Origin of the sequence: Nocardia anocheti (assembly GCF_029675105.1) — a bacterium.
In the GTDB taxonomy this organism is placed as follows: domain Bacteria; phylum Actinomycetota; class Actinomycetes; order Mycobacteriales; family Mycobacteriaceae; genus Nocardia.
Window position 1 is genome coordinate 347,902 of sequence record NZ_JAQQFV010000004.1, and the last position, 26,136, is coordinate 374,037.

Annotated in this window: 22 protein-coding genes; 9 read left to right on the top strand and 13 right to left on the bottom strand. The window is 71.6% G+C overall.

The features are described 5' to 3' along the window. Positions 1-26: 26 nt before the first annotated feature. The 5 genes from ligD (at position 27) to QC180_RS12655 (ending at position 4,891) form a co-directional block, all read left to right on the top strand. Positions 27-983 (top strand): non-homologous end-joining DNA ligase, encoded by a 957-nt coding sequence (gene ligD / locus QC180_RS12635; protein WP_278262884.1) that lies wholly within the window; start codon positions 27-29, stop codon positions 981-983. 102 nt (positions 984-1,085) lie between these two features. Further along, positions 1,086-2,054, top strand: a complete 969-nt coding sequence (locus QC180_RS12640; RefSeq protein ID WP_278262885.1) for a D-isomer specific 2-hydroxyacid dehydrogenase family protein — start codon at positions 1,086-1,088, stop codon at positions 2,052-2,054. Positions 2,055-2,167: 113 nt separating this feature from the next. Further along, complete coding sequence (locus tag QC180_RS12645) at positions 2,168-2,902, top strand: ESX secretion-associated protein EspG (protein ID WP_278262886.1); 735 nt, start codon at positions 2,168-2,170, stop codon at positions 2,900-2,902. Positions 2,903-2,939: 37 nt separating this feature from the next. After that, complete coding sequence (locus QC180_RS12650; protein WP_278262887.1) at positions 2,940-3,311, top strand: hypothetical protein; 372 nt, start codon at positions 2,940-2,942, stop codon at positions 3,309-3,311. Further along, on the top strand, positions 3,311-4,891 hold the full coding sequence (locus tag QC180_RS12655) for a hypothetical protein (protein ID WP_278262888.1): 1,581 nt from the start codon (positions 3,311-3,313) through the stop codon (positions 4,889-4,891). Before QC180_RS12650 ends, QC180_RS12655 begins: the two co-directional genes overlap by 1 nt. Before the next feature lie 117 nt (positions 4,892-5,008). On the opposite strand, the gene proB is transcribed toward QC180_RS12655, so the two are convergent. The 9 genes from proB to QC180_RS12700 form a co-directional block, all read right to left on the bottom strand. Continuing rightward, positions 5,009-6,124: a glutamate 5-kinase gene (proB, locus tag QC180_RS12660; RefSeq protein ID WP_474646426.1), complete on the bottom strand. Its 1,116-nt coding sequence runs from the start codon at positions 6,122-6,124 to the stop codon at positions 5,009-5,011. Positions 6,125-6,249: 125 nt separating this feature from the next. Next, a complete protein-coding gene (gene obgE / locus QC180_RS12665) occupies positions 6,250-7,704 on the bottom strand; it encodes a GTPase ObgE (protein ID WP_278262889.1) in 1,455 nt (484 codons plus the stop codon). A 121-nt stretch (positions 7,705-7,825) separates the two neighbouring features. After that, a complete protein-coding gene (gene rpmA / locus QC180_RS12670) occupies positions 7,826-8,092 on the bottom strand; it encodes a 50S ribosomal protein L27 (RefSeq protein WP_067486232.1) in 267 nt (88 codons plus the stop codon). Positions 8,093-8,114: 22 nt separating this feature from the next. Further along, positions 8,115-8,426, bottom strand: a complete 312-nt coding sequence (gene rplU / locus QC180_RS12675) for a 50S ribosomal protein L21 (protein ID WP_110039506.1) — start codon at positions 8,424-8,426, stop codon at positions 8,115-8,117. A gap of 228 nt (positions 8,427-8,654) precedes the next feature. Further along, positions 8,655-11,918: a translation initiation factor IF-2 N-terminal domain-containing protein gene (locus QC180_RS12680; RefSeq protein WP_278262890.1), complete on the bottom strand. Its 3,264-nt coding sequence runs from the start codon at positions 11,916-11,918 to the stop codon at positions 8,655-8,657. Between the two features lie 465 nt (positions 11,919-12,383). Continuing rightward, positions 12,384-12,800 (bottom strand): nucleoside-diphosphate kinase, encoded by a 417-nt coding sequence (gene ndk / locus QC180_RS12685; RefSeq protein WP_278262891.1) that lies wholly within the window; start codon positions 12,798-12,800, stop codon positions 12,384-12,386. A gap of 53 nt (positions 12,801-12,853) precedes the next feature. After that, positions 12,854-13,252: a DUF4233 domain-containing protein gene (locus QC180_RS12690; RefSeq protein ID WP_278262892.1), complete on the bottom strand. Its 399-nt coding sequence runs from the start codon at positions 13,250-13,252 to the stop codon at positions 12,854-12,856. After that, complete coding sequence (gene folC / locus QC180_RS12695) at positions 13,249-14,628, bottom strand: bifunctional tetrahydrofolate synthase/dihydrofolate synthase (protein WP_474646442.1); 1,380 nt, start codon at positions 14,626-14,628, stop codon at positions 13,249-13,251. The genes QC180_RS12690 and folC overlap by 4 nt, the downstream gene beginning before the upstream one ends. A gap of 80 nt (positions 14,629-14,708) precedes the next feature. Further along, positions 14,709-17,387: a valine--tRNA ligase gene (locus QC180_RS12700; protein ID WP_278262893.1), complete on the bottom strand. Its 2,679-nt coding sequence runs from the start codon at positions 17,385-17,387 to the stop codon at positions 14,709-14,711. Between the two features lie 312 nt (positions 17,388-17,699). On the opposite strand from QC180_RS12700, the gene QC180_RS12705 reads away from it, so the two are divergent. Continuing rightward, on the top strand, positions 17,700-18,401 hold the full coding sequence (locus tag QC180_RS12705) for an AAA family ATPase (RefSeq protein WP_278262894.1): 702 nt from the start codon (positions 17,700-17,702) through the stop codon (positions 18,399-18,401). A gap of 3 nt (positions 18,402-18,404) precedes the next feature. Here the strand turns inward: QC180_RS12705 and QC180_RS12710 are convergent, their stop codons facing one another. Continuing rightward, a complete protein-coding gene (locus tag QC180_RS12710; protein WP_278262895.1) occupies positions 18,405-19,355 on the bottom strand; it encodes a diacylglycerol kinase family protein in 951 nt (316 codons plus the stop codon). Beyond that, positions 19,352-20,980 (bottom strand): FAD-binding oxidoreductase, encoded by a 1,629-nt coding sequence (locus QC180_RS12715; RefSeq protein ID WP_278262896.1) that lies wholly within the window; start codon positions 20,978-20,980, stop codon positions 19,352-19,354. The genes QC180_RS12710 and QC180_RS12715 overlap by 4 nt, the downstream gene beginning before the upstream one ends. A gap of 195 nt (positions 20,981-21,175) precedes the next feature. Here QC180_RS12715 and QC180_RS12720 point away from each other — a divergent pair, with 195 nt between their 5' ends. Next, positions 21,176-21,796, top strand: a complete 621-nt coding sequence (locus tag QC180_RS12720) for a TetR/AcrR family transcriptional regulator (protein WP_278262897.1) — start codon at positions 21,176-21,178, stop codon at positions 21,794-21,796. Further along, positions 21,786-23,336, top strand: a complete 1,551-nt coding sequence (locus QC180_RS12725; protein WP_278262898.1) for a glycerol-3-phosphate dehydrogenase/oxidase — start codon at positions 21,786-21,788, stop codon at positions 23,334-23,336. Before QC180_RS12720 ends, QC180_RS12725 begins: the two co-directional genes overlap by 11 nt. Positions 23,337-23,538: 202 nt before the next feature. Here the strand turns inward: QC180_RS12725 and QC180_RS12730 are convergent, their stop codons facing one another. Beyond that, on the bottom strand, positions 23,539-24,111 hold the full coding sequence (locus QC180_RS12730; RefSeq protein ID WP_278262899.1) for a GNAT family N-acetyltransferase: 573 nt from the start codon (positions 24,109-24,111) through the stop codon (positions 23,539-23,541). Further along, positions 24,108-24,770 (bottom strand): TetR/AcrR family transcriptional regulator, encoded by a 663-nt coding sequence (locus QC180_RS12735; protein WP_278262900.1) that lies wholly within the window; start codon positions 24,768-24,770, stop codon positions 24,108-24,110. The genes QC180_RS12730 and QC180_RS12735 overlap by 4 nt, the downstream gene beginning before the upstream one ends. Positions 24,771-24,895: 125 nt before the next feature. Between QC180_RS12735 and QC180_RS12740 the strand changes: the two genes are divergently transcribed. Then, entirely contained in the window at positions 24,896-26,101 is a 1,206-nt protein-coding gene (locus tag QC180_RS12740) for an FHA domain-containing protein (RefSeq protein ID WP_278262901.1), read from the top strand. Positions 26,102-26,136: the final 35 nt, after the last annotated feature.

The window sequence follows — 26,136 nt, forward strand, 5'->3', positions numbered from 1 at the left end:
TGGGTCCACTCGGTTAGGGTTGATCGGTGGCCAAGTCAGCGACTCCGGCTGTCGAACTGCCGGTCGGCGAGCACACGGTGCGGGTGAGCAACCCGGACCGGGTGTACTTTCCCGAGCTGGGCGCGACGAAGCTCGACCTGGTGCGCTACTACCTGAGCGTGGGTGACGGCATCGTCGCCGCGCTGCGGGACCGGCCGTGCATGCTGCACCGGTTCCCCAAGGGCCTGCCCGGCGGGAAGGTGCACCAGAAGCGGTTGCCGGGCGGTGCGCCGGACTGGATCTCGACGGTGCGCGTGTACTTCCCACGCTACGGCAGGCACGCCGACGAACTGTGCGTCCACGAGCTCGCCGACGTGATCTGGGCGGTGCAGATGTCGACGGTGGAGTTCCATCCGTGGAACTCCAGGGCCAGCGACACCGAATCGCCCGACGAGTGGCGCATCGATCTCGATCCCATGCCGGATTGTCCGTGGTCGCGGGTGCGGCGGGTCGCGCATGTCGTGCACGAGGCGCTCGACGAGCTCGGCGCGGTCGGCTGGCCCAAGACCTCCGGCGGGTCGGGGATGCACGTCTACGTGCGGATCGCGCCGGAATACGGCTTCCAGCAGGTCCGCCGCGCAGCGCTCGCGTTCGCGCGGGAGGTCGAGCGGCGCGCGCCCACGGACGTGACCACCGCCTGGTGGCGCAAGGACCGTGATCCCGCGCGGTTGTTCGTCGACTACAACCAGAACGCGCGCGATCACACCATCGCCGCCGCCTACTCGGTGCGCGGCGTACCGGCGGCCACGGTGTCGACGCCGGTGCGCTGGAGCGAGATCGACGAGATCCATCCCCGCGACTTCACGCTCGCCACCGTGCCCGCCCGCTACGCCGAGCTCGGTGACCTGCAGGCCGGGATGGACGCGGCCGTGTTCGACATCGCGCCGCTGCTCGAGCTGGCCGACCGCCACGGCGTGGACGAACCGGTGGACCTCGACGAATAGCGGAACCCTTCCGCGCGCGCTGATCGCGGGGCTGCGCGGGCGCGCCCGAGCAGGAAGAATCGACACTCCCACCCGGGGCTCCCACGCGCCTCGGTCGAGCCGATGACCCAGGAGGTCTCCGTGCAGGAACCCGCGCCCACGATCGCGATCGGACCAAACCAGCCGAGTTCGCGCCTGCTGGAGAAAGCGGTGCTCAGGGCGGGTGCGCAGGTCGGCGCGCTGGACGACGCCGACGCGCTGATCTGGATCGGCGCACCGGGCGAGTTCCCCGAGACGCTGCCCGGCTCGGTCCGCTGGGTGCAGCTGCCCGCCGCGGGCATCGAGGACTACTTCGCCGCGGGCGTCTTCGAGGCCCATCCCGGCATCACCTTCACCTCCGCGGCGGGCGCGTTCGCCGACAGTGTCGCCGAGCACGCGCTGACGCTGCTGCTGGCGGGTGTGCGGTATCTGCCCGAGCACCTGCGGGCGACCTCCTGGCAGCAGCGCGAATTCTTCCCGCACGTCGGGTCGTTGCGCGGCAAGACGGTGACGATCCTCGGCGCGGGCGGGATCGGGCGGGCGCTGATCCCGATGCTGGCGCCGCTGGGCGCGCACGTCATCGCGGTGAACCGGTCGGGGCGCCCGGTCGCCGGGCCGGGCATTCCCGCCGACGTGGAGACGGTGCCCGCCGAGCAGCTGGGTCGGGTGTGGTCGCACACCGATCACGTGGTGGTCGCCGCCCCCGCGACCGCGCGGACCCGGCACCTGATCGGCGCGGACGAACTGGCCCGGCTCAAGCCGTCCTCGTGGGTGATCAATGTGGCCAGGGGCAGCCTGGTCGACACCGCGGCGCTGGTCGACGCGCTGTCGCGGGGCGCGATCGGCGGCGCCGGGCTCGATGTCACCGACCCGGAACCGCTGCCCGACGGCCATCCGCTGTGGAGCCTGCCCAACGCGATCATCACCCCGCACGATTCCAACCCGCCACAATTGCGGCTGGCCGCCTTCGCCGATCACGTCGGCGCGAATGTGGCCCGCTTCGTCGCGGGCGAGCAGCTGCACGCGCTGATCGATCCGGACCGGGGTTACTGACGCCGGGCACCCGGAACGCTTCCGTTCGGAGATATGCCGGGTGAACGGTAGGCCGGAATCGGACAGTACGGATAGGCTGTCGTGGTCCTGGCTCGGTAAGGATGGGATCGGCAATGGGATGGACCTTCACCGCTGACGAATTCGCGCACGTCTGGCGGGAATCGGGTCGCGATCGCCTGCCGTTCCCGATCCGCGTGCTGGAATCACCGCACACCGAGCACGAGGCGACCCGGCTGCGCACCGGGCTCGATCAACGACTACCCGGCGGCGGCGATCCCGACCTCACCGCGTGCCTGCGGATCCTCGCCGAACCCCACGCCAGGATCGTGCTGGTCGGGGGCGGACACACGCCGGGCAGCGAGATCCGGCTGCTCGCCTGCGCCGTCTACGACCGGGCCGTGCTGGTGCGCCAGGAACCCGGCACGCGCCCCGATTACGGTGGCAGCGTGCGGGTTTCGATCGGGCACACCGCCGGGATGGGCTCCCGGATCACCGCGTGCCTGCCCGACACGCCACCGGGACGTGAACCGGCGCGCGAAGCCGCCACCGAGGCCGTGCGCGACGAGGAGACGGTGGTCGCCACCCATCCCGCGGTGCCCCGTATCCAGCGATTATTGCGCCGCAGACACACCGCCGAGGGGCACATCCGCATCGAGACCGGCCTGGACCGCGAGGTGCCCGCCGCACCGGTGCACTACAGCTGGATCGATGTCGCCGGAGACGGTCGATACCTACTGCGAGCAGGGGAAACGGTGCACGTGGTGCCCGCGACGCCCGGTCAGCTCGCCGCCCAGCTCCAGCGCAGGCTGGCACCGGCGCACAGTTCGCACAGCAGAAGGTCCGGCTAGCCTGGACCACGAACGCTTCATCTGGAGGGGAGACGCGATGACGATCGAGACCAGCAGGGCCGAGATCTCCCGGTTCCGCACCGCCGCCGCGACGGGGACGCTGAAGTTCGAGCCCGAGGCCGCGCGCCGCTGCGCCGAACTCTACGAACAGCAGGCCGACCAGCTCGGTCAGTTACGTCAGCGTCTCGAATCCGCCTCCGAGGCAGGTGGATTCGGTGGTTTCGTCTCCGCCCAGCAGTTACGGGCCGGGTTCGCGCACAAGGCGCGTGACGCGGCCACGCTCATCGACCATTACATCGAGGCGGCCTACCGGATGAAGGAAGCGTTCCTGCTCAGCGGGGGCCTCTACGACGAAGCCGACGCCGCGGCCGCCGCCGCCCTGCGCGCCGTCGACACCCGGATGCGCTGATGAGCGGAACCGACCCCACCTACATCAGTGCCATGGAGCATTTCGAATCCATGCCGCACGAACAGATCTACGCGCGCACCCAGCAGATCGACGCGGGCGCGGTCCTCGACGCCTCGATGGCCTGGCTCGAGGCCGCGGCCGCGCTGAGCACCACCCTGCCGATCACCAAGGCCGACGCCGAACGCGTGATCAACGAGGCGGGCTGGGAGGGCGCCGCCGCCGAGGCCGCCTTCGCCAGCACCCGCGCCTTCGCCGCCGCCCTGGACGAACTGGCCGTCGTGGCAGCCGAAGTCGGCGCCCGTCTCGGTGGGGTCGCGGCGGCCGCCGAAGCGGTGAAGCTGGCCGTGGTCGCGCCCGGTGATTCGGGGCCCATCGGCACCATCGCGCGACTGTTGGAGTCCGCCAAGGTGATCGACGCGCAGATGGCGACCGAGGCGTTGCGCCAGGAAGCCGTGCTGGCCATGAACATGATCTACAAGCCCGCGTATTCACTGGCGGGAACCGGCGTTCCGTCCCTCCCCCCACCACCGGGCGCCCGCGGACAGGAATCGCCCGCGCCGAACGGTGCACCGTCTCGTCCGCAGAACTCGCCCGCTCTGCCACAGGAGGGCACCCCGCAAGGCACTGCACCGGAAGGTGATTCGCCCCAGCGCCCCGGGTCATCCACGCCTCCGGGGGATGGTTCGCCCCAGAATCCCGGAGCATCCACGCCTCCGGAGGGGGAAACTCCGGCGCCGACCGAGGGGACTCCCGACGCCCCCGCTCCCCCGCCCACCGGCAGCACCCCCGCGCCTACGGAAGACAGTCCCGCACCGTCGACTCCGGCACCGACCGACGGGGCTCCCGCGGCGCCCACTCCCCCGCCCACCGACAGCACCCCCACGCCCACCGAAGACAGTCCCGCACCGTCGACTCCGACACCGACCGAGGGCGCACCCGTGCCCACGGAAGACAGTCCCACGCCGTCGGCTCCGGGGCCGACCGGTGAGTCCACTGCGCCGCCGCCGACGGAGACCTCCGCGCCGCCGTCACCCCCGGCACCCACCACGCAGGATGCGCCGACGCCTGCTCCTCCGGCACCCACCACGCAAGACGCCCCGACTCCGACGGAGGGGCCGACGCCTGCTCCTCCGGCGCCGACGCAGCAGGATTCGGCCCCGACTACGACGGAGGCGCCGGAGCCGATGCCGGGGCAGACGCTTCCGACACCGGAAACACAGCCATCGCAGCCGAGTGATCCGCCGAGTGCGCCCGCGCCGGAGCAGCCTGTGCCCGAACCGAACTCGCCTGAGCCGCCTGCGAGTGAGACGCCGCCGTCGACCGAACCGCCTGCACCCGCACCGAATTCACCGGCACCGGCACCGGAGCAGCCTTCGGGTCAGGCACCCGCCCCGGCCGAACAGCCTGCGCCACGGCCTGTTCCGGCACCGGTTCCCGGTGGACCCGGCATGTCCGACCCGGGTGGGCAGCCGGGTGTCACCGGGCCGATACCTGGTTCGGAAAACCCGCAGCCGCAACCTGTTCCGCCGCCGCCGTCACCGGCGGACATGGACCAGCCCGGAGTCATCCCGCGCCGCTGACCCTTGTCGGGGTTCGGCCACGATGACGACGACCGTGCCGCGGTTCTCGGGATCGAGGGACGTCACCTTGCCGCTCGGCCGCCGGTAGCGCATGGGCGCGCGAGGCGGGTCGGGGTTTCAGACCTTCACGAGGTCGTCGGCGTGGATGACCGGGCGCTGCATGGTGTCGGGGAGTTCGGTGGTGGAGCGGCCGAGCATGGTGGTGAGCTCGGTGCTGTCGTATTCGACGACGCCGCGGGCGATGACGGTGTCGTCGGGGCTCACCAGGTCGACCACGTCGCCGCCGAAGAAGCGGCCGCGGATGCCGGTGATGCCCGCGGCGAGCAGGGAGCGGCGTTCGGTGACGGCGGTGACGGCGCCCGCGTCGAGCAGGACGGCGCCGCGGGTGTCGGCGGCGTGCCGCACCCAGAACTTGCGGCCGGACAGGCGCACGGGGCGGGCGGCGAAGGCGGTGCCGACGGTGCCGACGGTGAGGGCGTCGGCGGCATCGGCGGCCGAGGCCAGCAGGACCGGGATGCCCGCGTCGGCGGCGAGGCGGGCGGCGGAGAGCTTGGAGGCCATGCCGCCGGTGCCGAGCGCGCCGCCGCTGCCCGCGATGACGCCGTCGAGATCGGCGCTGCCACGCACCTCGGGGATGAAGTTGGCGGCACCCTTGCGCGGGTCGCCGTCGTAGAGCCCGGCGACATCGGAGAGCAGGATCAGCGCGTCGGCGCCGACCAGGTGGGCCACCAGGGCGGCGAGGCGGTCGTTGTCGCCGAAGCGCAGTTCCTCGGTGGCGACGGTGTCGTTCTCGTTGACCACCGCGACCGCGCCGAGGGAACGCAGCCGGTCGAGGGTGCGCTGGGCGTTGCGGTGGTGCTCGCGGCGGGCGAAATCGTCGGCCGAGAGCAGGATCTGGCCGACGGTGCGGTCGTAGCGCGCGAACGAGGTGCCCCAGGCGTGCGCCAGCGCCAACTGGCCGACACTGGCGGCGGCCTGCTTGGTCGCGAGATCCTTGGGCCTGCGCGACAGGCCCAGCGGCGCGATGCCAGCGCCGATCGCCCCCGAGGACACGACCACCACATCCGACCCCGCGCGCATCCGCGCCTCCACGGCGTCGGCGAGCCGGTCCAGCCGGTCGGTGTCGAGACCGCCCTCGAGACTGGTCAGCGCCGAGGACCCGATCTTCACCACCACCGCGCGCGCCGACACGATGGCCTGACGCGCCGCGCTCAGCTCCGAACTCACCCGCATAGCTCTACTCCCTGCACCGCGATCACCGTCGTCGACGGTCCCGGCTCACACCGGCGACCCACCGCAGTATGCCGATCGAACGACCGAGGGCGACATCGGTTTTCACCGGATCGCCACGGCCGAACCTACTTCCCGTCCTCGTCGAGCAGACCACGCCGGGCACGCGAGGCGAGCTTGCGCTCGGCCGCGCCGACGCGGTCGTTGTTTTCCAGGCGCACGTCGGTTCCGCGACCGGTCGGCACGATGTCGACGCCCGCGGAGACCTGCGGCTCCCATTCGAACGACACGTCACCGATGGTCACCGAGCAACCCGGCTCGGCGCCCTGCTTGACCAGCTCGGCTTCCACGCCGAGACGGGCCAGGCGGTCGGCCAGGTAGCCCACGGCCTCATCGTTGTCGAACTGGGTCTGGCGCACCCAGCGTTCCGGGCGGGTGCCGCGCACGATGAAGCCGCCGGGCTCCTGCGGGTCGGCGATCACGCTGAAGCCGGACTCGTCGGTGGCGATCGGACGGATCACCGGACGCTTCGGCGCGGCCTTGGGGTGGTCCTCGCGGTACTGGCGGACCATGTCGGCCAGCGCGAAGGTCAACGGGCGCAGGCCAGCCCGGCTCACCGCGGAGATCTCGAACACCGGCCAGCCGCGTTCGGTGAACTCGGGAGTCACCATCTCGGCCAGCTCGGCGCCGTCGGGGACGTCGGTCTTGTTGAGGATCACCACGCGCGGGCGGTCGGCCAGGTCGCCCAGGCTCTCGTCACCGGTCAGCGCGGGCTTGTAGGCGGCCAGTTCGGCCTCGAGCGCGTCGACGTCGGAGACGGGGTCGCGGCCGGGTTCCAGGGTGGCGCAGTCGACCACGTGCGCGAGCACCGCGCAGCGTTCCAGATGACGCAGGAAGTCCAGGCCGAGGCCGCGGCCGTCGCTGGCGCCGGGGATCAGGCCGGGCACGTCGGCCACGGTGAAGGTGGTGTCGCCGGAGGCCACCACGCCCAGGTTCGGGACCAGGGTGGTGAACGGGTAGTCGGCGATCTTGGGCTTGGCCGCGGACAGCACCGAGACCAGCGAGGACTTGCCCGCCGAGGGGAACCCGACCAGGCCGACGTCGGCGACCGACTTCAGCTCGAGGACCAGGTCCAGCTCTTCGCCCTCTTCGCCGAGCAGCGCGAAACCGGGCGCCTTGCGCGCCTTGGAGGCCAGCGAGGCGTTGCCCAGACCGCCGCGACCGCCCTTGGCGACGACGAACTGGTTGCCCGCGCCGACCAGGTCGACGACGACCTTGCCGTCACCGTCGACGACCACGGTGCCGTCGGGCACCTTGAGCACCAGATCGGCACCCTGTTTGCCGTCGCGGTTGCCGCCCTCGCCCGGCTTGCCGTTGCCCGCCTTGGCGTGCGGGTGGAAGTGGAAATCGAGCAGAGTGTGGACATTGGCGTCGACTTCGAGGATGACGTCCCCGCCGTTGCCGCCGTTGCCGCCGTCGGGCCCGCCGAGCGGCTTGAACTTCTCACGATGCACCGAGGCGCAACCGTGTCCACCTCTACCGGCACGAACATGAAGCACGACGCGGTCGATGAATTTGGACATGGGTTGATCCTCCTCCTTCTGACTGGTCGTTGGCGGTAGGGGGTGATGGACACGACAGAGCGGGTCAGGGAAACAACCCTGACCCGCTCTGGTGTCCGTGGGGAGCCGACGCTCCAGGCGGTCAGGCCTGGACCGGCTCCGGGACGACGATGTTGACGGTCTTGCGGCCACGCTTGGTGCCGAACTCGACCGCGCCCGCCGCGAGGGCGAACAGGGTGTCGTCGCCGCCACGACCGACGTTCACGCCGGGGTGGAAGTGGGTTCCGCGCTGACGGACCAGGATCTCGCCCGCGCTGACCTTCTGGCCACCGAAGCGCTTCACGCCGAGGCGCTGGGCGTTGGAATCACGACCGTTCCGGGAGCTGGATGCACCCTTCTTATGTGCCATTGCTTCGTCTCCTCGGGAATTCTTACTTGATGCCGGTGACCTTGATGACCGTCAGCGGCTGACGGTGACCCTGGCGCTTGTGGTAGCCGGTCTTGTTCTTGAACTTGTGGATCCGGATCTTCGGGCCCTTGGTCTGGTCGACGACCTCGGCGGCCACGGAGATCTTGGCCAGCTTGTCGGCGTCGGTGGTCAGATCGGCGCCGTCGACGACGAGAACGGGGGTCAGGGCCACGGCGGTGCCGGGCTCGCCCTCGATCTTCTCGACCTTCACCAGGTCACCGACCGCGACCTTGTACTGCTTTCCGCCGGTCTTGACGATTGCGTACGCTGCCATCGGTCGGCTTCCTCCACTCACGTTGGTCTTGCACATGTCCGCGCCACAGCTGCGACGCGTAATTCTGGGCTCATCCCCGCATCGGCGGGGGAAGAACTTCGGCTGCCTGCGGAATCACCCGGCCGTCCGGCCAGGTGTCAATCGCGGGGCAGCGACCGACCTAGGCTACCAGAACGGTAACCACTCCCCCAATTCGGCCGGTCAGGGCCGAATCGGGGGCAGCCGGGGTCAATTCGATCCGTCCGCCGGGGCGCCAGCGGGACGGCCCACCGCGCGGCGGCGCGGCTTGCGTTCCGGGACGACCACGGGCTCCGCGGCGAAGTCCACCACGGCCGTGGGCGGCTGTTCGCTCGTCGAGAGGACGAACACCGCGCCCGCGCTGTCCGGCGCCGGAGCGGCGGTCGAGCGGGCCACCCGGCGCCTGCGGGTCCGGGGAGCGGGCTCCTCGGCCTCGGGGGCGGGCTCGGGCTCGGCGATCGAGGACTCGGGAGCGGCGGCGTCGGGCTGCGCGGCGGCGGGCGCCGACTCCGTAGCGGCGACGTCCGCTCCCGTGTCCGTGACACTCGACTCGGCGTCAGCTTCCGGTTCCGCGACAGCGGCTTCGGCTTCGGCGGGTGTGGATTCGGTCACCGTCGCGGTGGCGGGCTCGGCGGGCGCCGGACTCTCGTCGGACGCCGTCGACTCGGCCGGGATGACCCCGGTCAGCGCCGGGCTCTCCGTGGCCGTCTCCGACTGCGCCCCCGCGCCGCGGCTGGACCGCCGCGACCGCGAGCGCGAGCGGCGGGTCGGCTCGGCAGGTGCCTCCGCCACGGCCTCGGCCGGTGCCGCCTCCGTGGTGGAGTCGGCCGTCTCGTCGAGGGGCTCGCCGTCCTCACCGTGATGGGCGGCCATCGCGAGCGCGACCGGGTGGGCCCGCTTGACCGCGATGTCCTCCTCGCCGTGCTCGACGTGTGGCGCGGTGCCGTTGGAGGCCGGGGTGGCCGCCACGGGCTGCTTGTCGCGGTCCTTGTCCTTGCCGCGGCGACGGCGCGAGCCGCCCTCCTTGGCGCGCGGTTCCTCGGCGGCCGACCCGGCGTCCACCGGGTAGGAGTGCACCAGGATGCCGCGGCCGTGGCAGTGCTCGCAGGTGGTGGAGAACGCCTCGACCAGGCCGGTGCCCAGCTTCTTGCGGGTCATCTGGACCAGCCCCAGCGAGGTGACCTCGGAGACCTGGTGACGGGTGCGGTCGCGGCCCAGCGCCTCGGTGAGACGACGCAGCACCAGATCGCGGTTGGACTCGAGCACCATGTCGATGAAGTCGACCACGATCATGCCGCCGATATCGCGCAGCCGCATCTGGCGCACGATCTCCTCGGCCGCCTCCAGGTTGTTCTTGGTGACGGTCTCCTCGAGGTTCGACGAGCCCGAGCCGGTGAACTTGCCGGTGTTGACGTCCACGACGGTCATCGCCTCGGTGCGGTCGATCACGAGGGTGCCGCCGGAGGGCAGCCACACCTTGCGGTCGAGCGCCTTGGCCAGCTGCTCGTCGATACGGAAGGCGTCGAACACGTCGACCCCGTTGTTCTCGTGCCGGTTCACCCGCGGCAGCAGGTCCGGCGCGACGGTGCGCACGTAGTTCTCGACGGTGCTCCAGGCGCGGTCGCCCTCGATGACCAGCCGGGCGAAGTCCTCGTTGAACAGATCGCGGATGACCTTGACCAGCATGTCGGGCTCTTCGTAGAGCGCCTTGGGGGCGTCCTTGCCCGCGCCCTTCGACGCCTCCTCGATGGTGCGCCAGGTGGCCTGCAGCCGCTCGACGTCGCGCGCCAGTTCGGCCTCGCTCACGCCCTCGGAGGCGGTGCGGATGATCACGCCCGCGTCGGCGGGCACGATGTCGCGCAGGATCTCCTTGAGCCGCTTGCGCTCGGTGTCGGGCAGCTTGCGGCTGATCCCGGTGGAGGTGCCGCCCGGCACGTACACCAGGAAGCGGCCCGCCAGGGAGATCTGGGTGGTCAGCCGGGCGCCCTTGTGCCCGACCGGGTCCTTGGAGACCTGCACCAGCACCTGGTCGCCGGGCTTGAGCGCCTGCTCGATCTTGCGTTCCTTGCCGCCCAGACCGGCGGCCTCCCAGTTCACCTCACCGGCGTAGAGCACGCCGTTGCGGCCGCGGCCGATGTCGATGAACGCCGCCTCCATGCTGGGCAGCACGTTCTGCACCTTGCCGAGGTAGACATTGCCCACCATCGACGCCTGGCCGGAACTGGTGACGAAGTGCTCGACGAGGATGTTGTCCTCGAGCACCGCGACCTGGGTGGTGATCTGGTGACCCGGCGCGTGCTCGGCGGCGTCGAAGGACTTCTCCCGCACGACCATCACCCGGTCCACCGCCTCGCGGCGGGCCAGGAACTCCGACTCGGTCAGGATCGGCGGACGACGCCGCCCGGCCTCGCGACCGTCCCGGCGACGCTGCCGCTTGGCCTCGAGCCGGGTGGACCCGGAGATGCCCTGCACCTCGTCGGCCCCGGACCGGCCACGGCTCTTGTTGCGCGGCTCGCGCTCGTGCACGACGGTGTTGGGCGGATCGTCCTCGGCGGAGGCCTCCTCGCCGGACTCCCCGCCGACCTTGCGGCGCCGACGACGGCGACGGCGACGGCTCGCGCCCTCGGGCAGCGTGTCCTCGTCGTCCTCGTCGGAGTCCTCGGTCTGCTCGGCGGACTCGGTGTTCTGCTCGGTGGCGGCGGTGGGCTCGTCGTCGGTGTCGGACTCGTCGGTCTCGGTGTCGTCACCGTCGGCGGACTGCTCGCCGCGGCCACGGCCACGGCCACGGCGGCCCCGACGACGGCGGCGCGGCTGGCCGTCGGCGTCGTGGTCACCGGACTGGTCGGAATCGGTGTCAGTGGTGTCGTCGGTGGCGGCCTCGGCGGACGCGTCCTCGGTCACCGTGGGCTCGGTCTCGAGCTCCTCGGCGGGGGCGGCGGGCTCCTCGGTGCGCTTGGTGCGCGCGGTGCGGCGGCGCTTGCGGGCCTCTTCGGCGGCGGTGGCGTCCGGCGGCAGGAACAGCGGCGCGGCCACGGCGGGCGCCTCGAAGGCGACCGGCTCGGCCGGGGCGGGGGTCTCGGTCACCCGGTGGGTGAACAGCCCGGTGTGCGCGTCGTCGGCCGTCGGGGCGAAGACCTCATCGGTGCGCGCGACCTCGGGGGCGGAGAACAGGGTCGCGGCGGGTGCGGTGGTGTCGGCCGGTTGCTCGGCGACGGGGGCGGCGGCGGTGGGCGCCGGGGATGCTGGGGATTCGCCGGTCTCGGCGTCGGCGGCGATCGAGTCGCGCACGGTCTCGGCGACCGCGCGGTCGACATTGGATTGGACGCTGCGCGCCTCGGTTCCCAATTCGGCCAGTTTGGCCAGGATGCGCTTGCTGGTCACTCCCAGTCGCTTGGCCAGCGCATGAACTCGAATTCGCTCCGGCAATTGATCGGCATCCTGTTGTGTTGTGTCCAGCGGCTCTTGTTCGGCCACGAAGTCTCCTCGGGCCCCCGGGCGCGTCCATCCCCGGTACGGGTGTACGCGGCCGACGCGGGGGCATCGTCCGTGCACCTCACACCCGATGGTGCGAGGGTCATCTGGTCTCGCCCCGTGCGTCCGGTCGCGCCTGGAAATCGATCATCTGGCGGGCCAACCGGTCACACGGCGCCTGGCTGTACGGCGACGCCGCGTTTCGAGCGCTCATCCAGCGTGCCGGTGCGGGCGTCCCCAGCAACAGGGTCGTCCGTGGCAGCGATGATCGGCATCCAACCGCGATGTCATCCGGTCATGTCCGTCGCCGCTGTCACGTACCTGCGCGACAGGGTCCGGCATCGAACACGTCCGTAGTCAGTATCCCATACGGTTCGCGCGAGGATCGCCATCGGCGCAACTCACACGAACTCCGCGTCACTCGAGCTCGCCGCGCCCACGACGGGCGCGACGAGCGAGGACAGCAGATCAAGCAGGAAATTCGGGGAACCAGAGCGCGATCTCGCGCTTGGCGGACTCGGGCGAGTCGGAACCGTGAACGAGGTTGAACTGGGTCTCCAGACCGAAGTCGCCACGGATGGTGCCGGGGGTGGCCTTCTCGACCGGGTCGGTGCCACCGGCGAGCTGACGGAAGGCCGCGATCGCGCGAGGACCCTCCAGCACGGCCGCCACGACCGGGCCCGAGGTGATGAACTCGATGAGCGAACCGAAGAACGGCCGCTCGGCGTGCTCGGCGTAGTGCTCTTCGGCGAGCGCCACGGACACGTTCTTCAGCTCCAGGGCCTGCAGGGTGAGGCCCTTGCGCTCGATGCGCGCGAGCACCTCGCCGACGAGTCCACGCGAGACACCGTCCGGCTTGATGAGTACCAACGTCTGCTCAGTCACGCAGCAACATTAGCGTCGCCTGCGGCGCCGCGCTGAGCGGCCCCCTGGGCCGCTCAGGGTTCGGAGCGCTTTATCCGCTGGCTGGGGAGCAGACCGGCGTCCATTCGGCGTTGGACGTCCGAGCGCAGGACCAGGATGAAGGCCCAGACCGCGACGAAGACCAGGCCGATGATGCCGATCGACAGGTGGATGAACACGCCGAGCAGCAGCAGCACCTGCAGGGCGATGTTGAACGGGATCGCCCACGGCTTGCGCTGCACCCCGGCGCCCAGGATCATCAGCACCGACAGCGCCACCAGGTAGGTGCCGGAGAACCAGGTGACCCCGCCGCCCACGTCGGCGACCACCGGCAGCGCGAGCAGCACCACGATGGCCTCGAGGACCAGGGTGCCCGCCATGACACCGCGCAGCCCCTTCCACGGATCGGTGGCGGGGGGTGGGACCTCGCTCATGAGGGAGCCTTTCCGAACAGGGCGCGCGCGGCGCCCGCGGTCACCACCGAGCCGGTGACGATCACACCGGCGCCGGAGATCACGTCGCCGTCGTCACCGGCCTGTTCGGCCAGCGCGATCGCCGATTCCAGCGCGTCGGGCAGGGTGTCGGCGGTGATCACCCGTTCGTCGCCGAAGCGCTGCACGGCCAGGTCGGCCAGGGCGTCGACGTCCATCGCGCGTGGCGAGCCGTTGCTGGTGACGACGATCTCGTCGAACACCGGCTCGAGCGCGTCGAGGATGCCCGCCGCGTCCTTGTCGGCGAGCACGGCGACCACGCCGACCAGCTTGCGGAAGTCGAACTCGGAGGTCAGCGTGGCCGCCAGCGCTTGGGCTCCGGCGGGATTGTGCGCGGCGTCGACGAAGATGGTGGGCGCGTTGCGCATGCGCTCCATCCGGCCGGGGCTGGCCACGCTCGCGAAACCGGCGCGCACCGCCTCGATGTCGAGCTGACGGTCGGCACCGGCGCCGAAGAACGCCTCCACCGCGGCCAGCGCCAGCGCGGCGTTGCGCGCCTGGTGCTCGCCGTGCAGCGGCAGGAAGATCTCGTCGTAGACGCCGCCGAGACCCTGCAGGGTCAGCAGCTGCCCGCCGACGGCGACGGCGCGTTCCAGCGGCCGGAACTCCGAGCCCTCGCGCGCCACCGCCGCGTCGGCCTCGACGGCGCGACGCAGCAGCACGTCCATCACCTCGGGCTCCTGCTGGGCGATCACCGCGACGGTGTCGACCGGGATCAGCTGCTCGGGAGCGCGCTTGATGATCCCGGCCTTCTCCTTGGCGATCGACTCCAGGTCGGGGCCCAGGTATTCGGTGTGGTCCAGGCCGATCGGGGTGATCACCGCGACCTGCCCGTCGATCACATTGGTGGCGTCCCAGGTGCCGCCCATGCCCGTCTCGACCACGGCGACGTCGACCGGTGCCTCCGCGAAGGCGGCGTAGGCCATGCCGGTGAGCACCTCGAACTTACTCATGGCCGGGCCGCCCGCCGCGGCGGACTGCTTGTCGATCATCTCGATGTAGGGCTCGAGCTCGCGGTAGGTCTCCACGTAGCGGGCCGGGCTGATCGGGGCGTTGTCGACGCTGATCCGCTCGGTGGCCAGCTGCAGGTGCGGGCTGGTGATCCGGCCGGTGCGCCGGTGCAGGGCGGTGAGCAGCGCGTCGATCATCCTGGTCACCGAGGTCTTGCCGTTGGTGCCCGCGATGTGGATGGCCGGGTAGTTGCGCTGCGGGTTGCCCAGCAGATCCATCAGGGTGCTGATGCGGGTGAGCGAGGGCTCGATCTTGGTTTCCGGCCAGCGCTTGTCCAGCTCGGCCTCGACCAGGGCCATCTCGGCCAGTTCGACCGGGGAGGGACCGCCACCGAGCCGGTCCGCCTCGTAGTCCTCGCCCCCGAATTCCGGGTCCGGCTCGGTGTCGCTCACCGGGCGCTCAGCTCCGCGAGACGGGCACCGATGCGGGCGACCTCGGCCGCGGCCACGTCGCGACGGCCGGTGATCTTGTCGACCACCTGCTGGGGCGCCTTGGCCAGAAACTCCGCGTTGCCGAGCTTGGCGGTGGTCTGGTCGAGGTCCTTCTGGGCGACCGCGAGGTCCTTCTCCAGCCTGCGACGCTCGGCGACGAGGTCGATGGCACCGGAGGTGTCGAGCTGGACGGTGACCGTGGCGCCGGACAAGCGCACCTGCACCTCGGCGGTGGTGGCGAAGTCCGCGCCCGGGTCGGTGAGCCGGGCGAGATTGGCCACCGGCGCGGCGAACCCGGCCAGGCCCGCCTCGTCCAGGCCGACCAGCGTGGCCTTCACCTTCTGCTTGTCGGCCAGGCCCTGGTCGCTGCGGAAGCGGCGGATCTCGGTGATCAGTCGCTGCGCGTCGGCGACCCGCTGGGCGGCGACGGTGTCGGTGACGACGCCGCTGGCGGCGGGCCACGGCGCCACGACGACGGACTCGCCGCCGGTCAGCGCCTTCCACAGCGTCTCGGTGACGAACGGGATCACCGGGTGCAGCAGGCGCAGCACCGCGTCGAGCACGGTGCCCAGCACCACCGCGGTGCTCTCGGCGCGCGCGTCGGACTCGGCGAACTGCACCTTCGACAGCTCCAGGTACCAGTCGCACAGCTCGTCCCAGGCGAAGTGGTAGAGCGCCTCGCAGGCCTTGCCGAACTCGTAGGCGTCGAAGGCCGCGTCGACCTCGGCGCGCACCTCGTCGAGCCGGTCGACGATCCAGCGGTCGGTGTCGGTGAGGGTCTCGCGCGGGGGCAGCTCGCCGGTGCGCGCGCCGTTCATCAGCGCGAACTTGGTGGCGTTGAACAGCTTGGTGACGAAGCTGCGCGAGGCCAGCGCGTGCGGTTCGCCGACCGAGAGGTCGCCGCCCGGCTGGGCGCCGCGGGCCAGGGTGAAGCGCAGCGCGTCGGCGCCGTAGGAGTTGATCCAGTCCAGCGGGTCGATGCCGTTGCCGCGCGACTTCGACATCTTCTTGCCGTGCTGGTCGCGGATGAGGCCGTGCAGGAAGACGTCCTCGAACGGCACCTGCTTCTGACCGCCCTTGCCCGCGGTGAGCACCGGGTCGTCGCTGACGAACATCCCGAACATCATCATCCGGGCCACCCAGAAGAACAGGATGTCGTAGCCGGTGACGAGCACGCTGGTGGGATAGAACTTGGCCAGATCCGAGGTGGCCTCGGGCCAGCCCATCGTGGAGAACGGCCACAGGCCCGAGGAGAACCAGGTGTCGAGCACGTCGGGGTCCTGCACCCAACCCTCGGGCGCTTCCTCGTCCGGGCCCAGACACACGATCTCGCCCTCGGGGCCGTACCAGATCGGGATGCGGTGGCCCCACCACAGCTGGCGCGAGATGCACCAGTCGTGCATGTTGTCGACCCAGTCGAACCAGCGCGGTTCCTGGCTGGCCGGGTGGATCTTCACGTCGCCGTCGCGCACCGCGTCACCGGCGGCCTTGGCCAGGGATTCGACCTTGACCCACCACTGCATCGACAGGCGCGGCTCGATCGGTTCGCCGGAACGCTCGGAGTGGCCGACGCTGTGCGTGTAGGGCCGCTTCTCGGCGACCACGCGGCCCTCGGCGGCCAGGCGCTCGCGCACCTTCACGCGCGCCTCGAAGCGGTCCATGCCGTCGAATTCGGTGCCGGTGCCGGTGATCCGGCCGCCCTCGTCCATGATCGTGGGCATCGGCAGGTTGTGCCGCAGGCCCATCTCGAAGTCGTTGGGGTCGTGCGCGGGGGTGATCTTCACCGCGCCGGTGCCGAACTCCGGGTCGACGTAGTCGTCGGCGATGATCGGGATCTGGTGGCCGGTGATCGGGTGGTACACGGTGGTGCCGATCATCGCCGCGTAGCGCGGGTCGTCGGGGTGCACGGCCACGGCGGTGTCACCGAGCATGGTCTCCACGCGGGTGGTGGCCACCACGACGTGCGGTTCGTCGTCGTCGAGCGAGCCGTAGCGCAGGGAGACGAGTTCGCCCTCGACGTCCTTGTAGTCCACCTCGAGGTCGGAGATACCGGTCTCGAGCACCGGCGACCAGTTCACCAGGCGCTCGGCCCGGTAGATCAGGCCCGCGTCGAACATGCGCTTGAAGATGGTGCGCACCGCGCGCGAGAGGGTGTCGTCCATGGTGAAGCGGTCGCGGCTCCAGTCCACGCCGTCACCGAGCGCGCGCATCTGCCACTGGATGGCGCCGCCGGACTCGCGCTTCCAGTCCCAGACCTTGTCGATGAACAGTTCGCGGCCGAATTCCTCTTTGGTCTTGCCGTCGGCGGCGAGCTGCTTCTCCACCACGCTCTGGGTGGCGATACCCGCGTGGTCCATGCCCGGCAGCCACAGCACCTCGTAGCCCTGCATCCGCTTGCGGCGGGTGAGGGTGTCCATCAGGGTGTGGTCGAGCGCGTGGCCCATGTGCAGGGTGCCGGTGACGTTCGGCGGGGGCAGCACGATCGAGTAGGCGGGCTTGCCGCTGCTCGCGTCGGCGCCGAAATATCCCGCGGCTACCCAGCCCTCGTACAGGTCGGCCTCTACCTCGCCGGGGTTCCAGCTCTTGGGCAGGGCATCGGCACGATTACGCGAGTTGTCTGGGGCTGCGCTGGTCACCCACCAATCCTAAGGGCCGCGCGAACCCGCTCCGTCTCGGGGGACGTTCGCGTCGGTGCCCGGAAAACAGAGACGGAACCTTCGGTGGATGAGGGACACCGAAGATTCCGTCTACTGCTCTCGACCCTACCGACGTTTCGACACCGTAAGCCGAATCCATAGGCAATTCTCAGCTTCCCGGCGCGGTCTTGGGGTTCGTCACGGAGACGCACCGGGCGACACGCGGAAACTGTTGTCGGACAACCTCCTCCGACGAAAATTCAGGGTCGTCCCCGATTGCCGAATTGTCCGTTTTCGCGGAACCTGGAGAGGGTGACACCCCCGCTCGATTCCGCCGCCGCTCCGGCCTCGCGGCCCCTGCCGTCCCGCACCGTCGCCCCGGTCGCTCTCGTCGATCTCCGCGCGAGCGAGGTCGCCGAACTCCGCTACCCCGCCGCCAGCGTGCTCGTCTTCGCCGGGGTGCCCGGCGCGGGCAAATCCACCGCGCTCCATCGCTTCTTCGCGGCCGGTCCGGAGGCCGAGGGGCCGGTGCGCTCGGCGGCCGGTGCGCTGGTGCTCGATTCGCACCATTCCCGCAACCGGCTACGGCACCGGCTGGGATCGGTGCCGTACGCGCTGTGGCGTCCGCTGGTGCACGTGGCGCACTATCGCGCGATCCGGGACGCGCTGCGCGGCACCGACGGTCCGGTCGCCGTGCACGACTGCGCCACCTTCGGCTGGAGCCGCAGGCTCATCACCCGCTGGGCCGCCGAAGGCGAGCGCGAGCTGCACATGGTGCTCATCGACGTGCCCGCGCCGCAGGCCAGACACGGTCAGGTCACCCGGGGGCGCCGGGTCAACGGCCTGGCCTTCCGCGGCCACTGCCGCCGCTGGGAACGGCTGATGCGCGAGCTCGGCGCCCGCTCGGGCACCCCGGCGACCGGGGACGCGACCGCGCTGGCCGGGGGCTCGGTGGTGATCATCGACCGGCCGACGCTCAGCGCCGTCGCGCGCATCGTCTTCGACGCCGCCTGAGGGTCAGGGCACCATCACGGTGAGCGCGCCGGGCATCGCCTGCACGGTGACCGGCAGCATGCCCGCGGGTTCGCCGTCGGCGGTGGCGTAGCCGTCGGGCGCGGTGACGGTGATCCGGCGCGCCCGGTAGCGCCTGGTCGACGGGTGGTCGATGCGCTTGCCCGCCGACAACGCGGGCAGCAGCCGGGCCATGGCGAGCCGGGAGACCGCGCCGACCACGGTGATGTCGAGGTAGCCGTCGTCGTCGAGCGCCTCGGGGCACACGAGCATGCCGCCGCCGTAGGTGCGGGTGTTGCCGATGGGAGCCATGACCGCGTCCAGTTCGACGACGGTGTGCTCGCCCGGCGGGTTGTCGAGCGCGCCGGGCGCGAGGCCCGACAGTTCGATCCGGAACGGCAGGGTGTAGCCGCGCAGCAGTTCGGCGGCCGCGGCGACGGTGTAGCGCAGCCGTCCGCGCGGGTAGCGCATCTCGTTGGCGCGCAGGGTGACCCGCGCGTCGAAGCCGGTGCCGACGACCGTGGCGAACCAGGTGGGCGTCTCGTGCAGCGATTCGATGCGGCCCAGGTCGATGGTGCGCGAGCGGCCGCGCAGCACGATCTCGGTGGCCGCGCGCGGATCGTCGACGGGGATGCCGAGTTCCCTGGCCAGGTCGTTGCCGGTGCCCGCGGGGACCAGCGCCAGCGGGACGCTGCTGTGCGCGAGCGCGGGCAGCAGCGCGTTCATCAGCCCGTCGCCGCCGACACACACCACCGCGTCGGGCCGCTCGGCCACCGACGACACCGCCGCGCGGACCCGCTCCACGGACTCCGCGGCACTGTCCTCGCGCACCTCGGTCACCGCGACGCCGTGGCCGAGCAGGCCGTCGAGCACCGCGCCGGAGACGCCCTCGCCCCGGCCGATCCCGGAGTGCGGATTGGTCACGACGAGCACGCGCCGCACCGAATGTTCGTTCACGGGACCAGCTTTCCAGGATTGAGCACCCCGGCGGGGTCGAGTTCGCGTTTCACCGCGCGCAGCACGCGTACGCCCAGGTCACCGATCTCGGCGGTCATCCACGGGCGGTGATCGGCGCCGACGGCGTGGTGGTGGGTGATGGTGCCGCCCGCGACGACGATCGCGTCACCGGCGGCGCGCTTGGCCTCGGCCCACTGCGCGAGCGGGTCGTCGAGCTGCTTGGCGACGACGGTGAAGTACAGCGAGGCGCCGGTCGGGTAGGTGTGCGAGATGTGGCACATGACCAGGGCCGGGGTGCCCTGCGCGCCGAGCGCGTCGGTGAGCGCGCCGGTGACCTTGGCCTTGAGGTTGTCCAGGTTCGACCAGGTGGTCGCGGTCTCCAGGGTTTCGCAGAGCACGCCGAGATCGAGCAGGGCGTCGCGCAGGTACGGCGCGGCGAAGCGGCCGTGTTCCCACTGCTGGGCGGCCGTCTCGCCGAGCGCGGTGCCGCCCGCGGCGGTGAGCAGGTCGGCGGCCTCCCGCGAGCGCGCCGCGACATGGGCTTCGGTGCCCTCATAGGTGGTGATGGCCAGGCAGCCCGCGACCGGGGTACCGCCGACATCGCTGGAACGGGCCAGGTTCAGACCGGTCTCGGCCTCGTCGGACAGCCGCAGCACCGTCGGCGCCGCACCGGCCTGCACTACGGTGCGCAGGGCCGCGGCGCCGGTGGCGAAATCGGGGAACGACCACGCCTGATAGGCGGTGGTCGCCGGAACCGGGTGCACCCGCACGGTGACCGAGGTGATGACGCCGAGGGTGCCCTCGGAGCCGACGAACAGTTCACGCAGGTCGGGTCCGGCGGCCGAGGCGGGGGCGCGACCCAGGTCGAGGGCACCCTGCGGGGTGGCGACGACGAGGCGCTGGACCATGTCGTCGAAGCGGCCGTAGCCCGCCGACGCCTGCCCCGAGGACCGGGTGGCGGCGAACCCGCCGATGCTCGCGAACTCGAAACTCTGCGGGAAATGCCCCAGCGAGAGCCCGTGCCCGGCGAGCAGTCGCTCGGCCTGCGGGCCGGTTAGCCCGGCACCCAGGGTGGCGGTCCCGGCGACCGGGTCCACGTCGGTGAGGGTGCCGAGCCTGCGCAGATCCAGCGCGAGGACCGCGTCGAACTGCCCGCGCACCGGGTCGACACCGCCGACCACGCTGGTGCCGCCACCGAACGGGACGACCGCCACCGCGTGCTCGGAGCAGTACCGCAGCAGCGCGAGGACCTGGGTGTGATCGGCCGGGTAGACGACCGCGTCGGGGGCGTCCTGTGTCCCGGACGCGCGGCGGCGCAACAGGTCCGGGGTGCTCTTGCCGCCCGCATGGCGCAGGCGGACGACGTCGTCGGTGGTGAGATGTTCGTCACCGACGATCGCGCGCAACCCCGTCCGATCGGCCTCGGTGAGCGCGCTCGGGCGCAGCGGCACCTCGGCCTCCGCGCGGCGCGGTACCGGGTCGCCGGAGATGCCGAAGACCTGCGCGAGCAGGCCGCGAATCTGCGGGGACAGGGGCTGGTGTCCTGCGGGGACACCCCAGGCGTCCCACACCATGTCCGGGGCCACGGTGCCGGGACCGGACTTTTCCTCTTGCGTCTCGACCATGCGTTACATAATGACATAAGATGTCAAGCAGTAACCACAACGACATGTCCTCGAGTCGGCGTCCGAACTCTGTCGGATGTCACTGCCGCCGTTTCACGGCGGCGACCCCGCTGGTCCGCTCGATACCCTTGGGCGTTCCAGCTCGACCACGGCGCCACACCCCGGCGTCGTCGAACCCACCGGCGGTGAAGCACGATGATCGACCTCGCGACCCACGCGCACGAGCAGCTCTCGCCCACCGACGTGGCGATTCTGGATGCCACCCGGGCCTGCGTCGTCGATTTCGGCGTGCGCCGGACCACGCTCACCGAGGTGGCGCGCCGGGCCGGGGTCAGCAGGCCGACGGTCTACCGTCGCTGGCCCGACACCGGGTCGCTGATCGCCGAACTGCTGGTGCGGGAACTGCGCACGATCGTGGCCGAGACCATGCCCGACACGGGCCTGGGTCGCGACCGGCTGGTGCGCGGAATCGTCGACGGGGCGGGCGCGGTGCGGGCGAACGCGGTGTTCGCCAAGATCTTCCGCACCGACACCGACCTCATGCTGACCTACGTGTTCGGCAGGCTGGGCCGCAATCAGCGCACGCTGATCGAGCTGTTCGCCACCGCGATCCGGCTCGGTCACGCCGACGGGTCGATCCGCGACGGCGAGCCCGAGCAGATGGCGGCCATGCTGCTGCTCATGGCCCAGTCGGCGGTGCAGTCGGCGGGCACGGTGTCACCGGTGCTGGCCGGTGCGGAGTTCGACGCCGAGTTGTCGAGGGCGATCGAGGGTTACCTGATCCCGCCACGCGACAAGGACTGTGATGACTCCTGATTCCCACCCCGCCCTCGACGCCGCCCGCCGCACCGCCGACCTGACCGCCCTCGGCGACCATCCCGAGGTCGATGTGGTGGTGATCGGCGCCGGGGTGACCGGCGCCGGTGTCGCCCTCGACGCCGCCGCGCGCGGCCTGCGCACCCTGCTGGTGGAACGCCACGACTTCGCCTTCGGCACCAGCCGCTGGAGTTCCAAGCTGGTGCACGGCGGCCTGCGCTATCTGGCGAGCGGACGCGTGGGCATCGCGCACGAGAGCGCGGTCGAACGCGGCATCCTGTTGCGCACCACCGCCCCGCATCTGGTGCGTCCCCTCCCCCAGCTCGTCCCGCTGCTGCCGGGCCTCAAAGGCACGCAGAGTGCGCTGATCCGGGCCGGTTTCGCCGCCGGTGACGCGCTGCGGATCGCCGCGCACACCTCCGTGGACACCCTGCCCCGCTCCCGCCGGGTGGCCGCCGCCGAGGCGCTGCGGCTGGCTCCGACCGTGCGGCGTGAGGGTCTGCGTGGCGGGTTGCAGGCGTGGGACGGACAGCTCGTCGACGACGCGCGCCTGGTCGTCGCACTGGCCCGCACCGCCGCCGCCCAGGGCGCGACCGTGCTGACCAGGGTCGAAGCCGTCACCGCGACCGGCGATACGGTCGAGCTGCGCGACACGATCGGCGGCGAGACGCTGACGGTGCGCGCGCGGGCGGTGATCAACGCGACCGGCGTGTGGGCGGGCGAGGTCGACCGCAGCATCGACCTGCGGCCCAGTCGCGGCACCCACCTGGTGTTCGACGCCGCCGCCTTCGGTGGGCTGAGCGCGGCGCTGACCGTGCCGGTGCCGGGCAGCATCAGCCGTTTCGTCTTCGCGTTGCCCGCCGCGCACGGCCGCGTCTACCTGGGCCTGACCGACGAGGACGCCCCCGGTCCGATCCCCGACGAGCCCCAGCCCACCGAGGCCGAGATCGACTTCCTGCTCGACACCATCAACACCGCGCTGCGCGAACCGCTGACCCGCGCCGACATCCGCGGCCGCTTCGCCGGGCTGCGCCCGCTGCTCAAAACGGCCGAGGACAGCACCGCCGACATCTCCCGCGAGCACGCGGTGCTCACCTCCCCCGACGGCCTGATCACCGTGGTCGGCGGCAAACTCACCACCTACCGGCAGATGGCCGAGGACGCCGTCGACGCCGCGGTGGCCGCCGCCGGGCTGCCCGCCGCGCACTGCCGCACCACCCAGCTACCCCTGGTCGGCGCGGTCACCGGTGCCGCCCGCGACCGCATCGACGCGCCCCCGGTGCTGATCGAGCGCTACGGCAGCGAAGCGGGCCTGATCGTCTCCGCCTGGCTCGCTGACCCCGCCCTGCGCGCCCCGGTCGCCCCCGGTCTCGACGTCACCGCCGCCGAGTTCGACTTCGCCGTCACCCACGAAGCCGCCCTCACCGTCGACGACCTCCTCGACCGCCGCACCCGCCTCGGCCTGGTCCCGGCCGACCGCGCCGCCGCCCTCCCGGCCGCCGAAGCCGCCCTCGCCCGGCACGCCGGAGCACGCGACTGAACCGCCGCCGTCGGCCGTCGCCACCGAATCCGACGGCCGACATCGCCGCGCCACACGCGTACGGACCCGGCGCACCGAAGCCCGCAACGGGTAGGCGGCACCGGTTCCAGGGGCCGTCCGCCTCACACGCGGAAGGCGTCCACTGGCCACACCATCGAGTGGACCGGCGGAGTGCGGCCAGTACGGAGGTCGACGGCGCGGGTCAGCCCAGCGACCAGGTGCTCAGCTCCGCGCGCATCGACGCGCGCGGCCATTCGTCCAGGCCGTGGGCGGTTTCGGCGGCGCGGATGGCCCGCAGTTCCGGGGTCTCCTCGGCAGCCGGGAGGTAGCGGAAGCCGAGGCGCTCGTAGTACGGGCCGTTCCACGGGACCTGGGTGAAGGTGGTCAGGGTGAGTTCGCGCAGGCCACGGGCCCTGGCCCAGCGCACCGCATGGTCGATCAGGCGTTTGCCGATACGCAGGCCCGCGTGCGCCGGGTCCACAGAGACCTGGTCGATGTGCGGTTGCCCGTCGACCAGGCTCAGTACCAGGTAGCCGATCGGGCGGTCGTCCGCGTCGGGCCAGACCCAGGCGCGTTCGGCGGCGACGAATTCGGCCAGGATCTCGGCGGCGGGCGGCTCGTCCTCGGCGACCGCCGTCATGCCCACCTCGGCGAAGGGCGCGCCCGCGCGGCGCTCGATCTCCTGCAGATCCGCGATCTCGGCGGCGGTGGCCGGACGGATGGGTCCGCCCACCGGCTCGCTGCGCGCGGCGGTCTGCGCGACGGGCCCGGTCATCGCACCGGCACCGGGGTCGCGAGGACGCCGTTGAGCAGGGCGCGCAGGGCCCAGCGGGCGCGGGTTCCGGCATCGTCGTCGAGCAGGTGCTCGCGCAGCGCGACGATGGTCGGGAACCGTTCGGCGGGTAGCTCGGCGAGGCGGCGGGTGATCTCGCCCGCCGCGGCACCCTGCTCGTCCTCGCCCTGGTCGGCCGCCTCGGCGGTGATGTGCAGGTGGATCAGATCGACCGCCCAGGCCGCGGTGGCCGGATCGAGTCCGCCCTCGCGCAGCAGGGCCAGCATCTGCTCGATCACGCCGAGCGCGTGACCGGTGGTGGGCAGGCGCCCGAAGGCCACCAGGGCCAGCCCCTCGTGCCGACCGAGCGCCCCGATGGTGGCCTCGACCAGGGCGGTGAGGCGATCGCGCCAGTCACCGTCGGCGGGCACGGGCACGGTGGACAGCACCTGGTCGAGCATGCCGGTCATCAGATCGTCGCGATTGGCGACGTAGACATAGAGCGACGCGGCGCCGGTGTCGAGTTCCTGGGCGACGCGGCGCATGGTGAGCGCGGCCAGACCGGCGGTGTCGAGGATGCGCAGACCGGCTTCGATCACGACCTCGCGGCTCAGCGGTGCTTTAGCCGGACGGGCCCGGCGACTGACGGGTGCGGCATTCATGCGCCCGATCATACGACGCGACCGAACGGCGTTTGGCACGAACGCTGTTCGCGGATCGTTCAGCGGCCGCGCGGGCCGGTCGATCCACCTATGCTGGCTACAGCCAGTCCGACAAGGAGGCGTTGATGCATGCGCATTCGTCCACCGTGGCCATCGTGCCGGGGACCGGGATCGTCGCCCGTTTCGGCGACGTCGTCCTCTATCTGGCCGGGGAGACCCCGTCCACCGATCGTCTGCTCGGCGCGGTCGAGACCGTCGCCCACAGCACCGCCGCGTCGGCACCCGGCGCCGCGCTCGCCCAGCGCCTGGCCGGGGTGGTCTTCGGCGGCGCCTCGGCACCGCCCCCGTTCGGCGTCCTCGCGCCCACCGGCGACGGCACCCTGATCCTGCTGCGCGGCGCGGTGATCGCGGAGATCTCCGGCGCCGAGGGCAATCGCCGCCTGGCCGGTGACCGCGCCTTCACCTGGGTCGACGAGATCATCCGCGAGCCCGTGCGCCGCATCGCCATCGGCGCGGAACTGGCGGACCCCACCAGCGCGAATCCGCGCACCGACCTGCGCGCGGGCATCGTCAACGGCAACGGCTTCGTCCTCACGCTGGGCCGCAAACGCAATCAGGCCCCGCGCCGGGTCGAGGCCGTCGACGAACCGGCCCCCACCGAGGCCACCGGCTTCCAGGCCCTGCGCGCCCCGTCCGCGCGGACGAACACCGGCGAGACTCCGCGCGGCGCCAGGCCCGCCACCGGCGAATCCCGACGCACGCCCGCCAGCGGGCCGACCACCAGCGACTCCCTGCCCGCCACCTCGGGTTTTCCGGCACCGGAACCCGGCAACGCCGACAGCGCGACGGTGAGCACCGGCGGACGCACCGGCACCGGCGAGGGCGTCACCGTGAGCACCGGCCAACGTAATTCCCCCGCGTCCGCGGCACCGCTGGCCTGGTCCCAGGCCCTGCACACCGCCGAACGCGCCGAGCCGGTGGCCCTGAGCAAGACGACCAGTCCGCGCGGTGCGCTGGTCACCGAGGACGGTCTGAGTTATCCGCTGGATCGCCCGTATGTGCTGGGCCGCAATCCCTCGGGGGACGATTCGGTGCGCAGCGCCGCCGCCACCCCGATCCTGATCGAGCGCGACCGGCTCGTCTCGCGGGTCCATGCCTTCGTCGCCCCCGACCGTGGCAAGGTGTTCGTCCGCGAAGCCCCCGCGACCTCGGGCACCTTCTTCGCCGCCCCCGACAGCGAACGATGGTCCCGGGTGGGCACCCTCCCGATCGAGCTGCAACCGGGTTGGCGCCTGCGTATCAATGATTTTCTGCTGACCTATTGCGTCTGAGGGTGACCGTCCCGACGCCCGTGGGAGATGTGCCA

Excerpts from the sequence above, each read along its gene's own strand:
- QC180_RS12655 (WP_278262888.1), top strand. The coding sequence starts at position 3,311 with ATGAGCGGAACCGACCCCACCTACATCAGTGCCATGGAGCATTTCGAA.
- QC180_RS12690 (WP_278262892.1), bottom strand. The coding sequence starts at position 13,252 with ATGAGCGAGGTCCCACCCCCCGCCACCGATCCGTGGAAGGGGCTGCGC.
- QC180_RS12725 (WP_278262898.1), top strand. The coding sequence starts at position 21,786 with ATGACTCCTGATTCCCACCCCGCCCTCGACGCCGCCCGCCGCACCGCC.
- QC180_RS12650 (WP_278262887.1), top strand. The coding sequence starts at position 2,940 with ATGACGATCGAGACCAGCAGGGCCGAGATCTCCCGGTTCCGCACCGCC.
- rplU (WP_110039506.1), bottom strand. The coding sequence starts at position 8,426 with ATGGCAGCGTACGCAATCGTCAAGACCGGCGGAAAGCAGTACAAGGTC.
- QC180_RS12735 (WP_278262900.1), bottom strand. The coding sequence starts at position 24,770 with ATGAATGCCGCACCCGTCAGTCGCCGGGCCCGTCCGGCTAAAGCACCG.
- QC180_RS12645 (WP_278262886.1), top strand. The coding sequence starts at position 2,168 with ATGGGATGGACCTTCACCGCTGACGAATTCGCGCACGTCTGGCGGGAA.
- obgE (WP_278262889.1), bottom strand. The coding sequence starts at position 7,704 with ATGTCCAAATTCATCGACCGCGTCGTGCTTCATGTTCGTGCCGGTAGA.
- QC180_RS12715 (WP_278262896.1), bottom strand. The coding sequence starts at position 20,980 with ATGGTCGAGACGCAAGAGGAAAAGTCCGGTCCCGGCACCGTGGCCCCG.
- QC180_RS12740 (WP_278262901.1), top strand. The coding sequence starts at position 24,896 with ATGCATGCGCATTCGTCCACCGTGGCCATCGTGCCGGGGACCGGGATC.
- proB (WP_474646426.1), bottom strand. The coding sequence starts at position 6,124 with ATGCGGGTGAGTTCGGAGCTGAGCGCGGCGCGTCAGGCCATCGTGTCG.
- QC180_RS12640 (WP_278262885.1), top strand. The coding sequence starts at position 1,086 with ATGACCCAGGAGGTCTCCGTGCAGGAACCCGCGCCCACGATCGCGATC.
- QC180_RS12730 (WP_278262899.1), bottom strand. The coding sequence starts at position 24,111 with ATGACCGGGCCCGTCGCGCAGACCGCCGCGCGCAGCGAGCCGGTGGGC.
- QC180_RS12720 (WP_278262897.1), top strand. The coding sequence starts at position 21,176 with ATGATCGACCTCGCGACCCACGCGCACGAGCAGCTCTCGCCCACCGAC.
- rpmA (WP_067486232.1), bottom strand. The coding sequence starts at position 8,092 with ATGGCACATAAGAAGGGTGCATCCAGCTCCCGGAACGGTCGTGATTCC.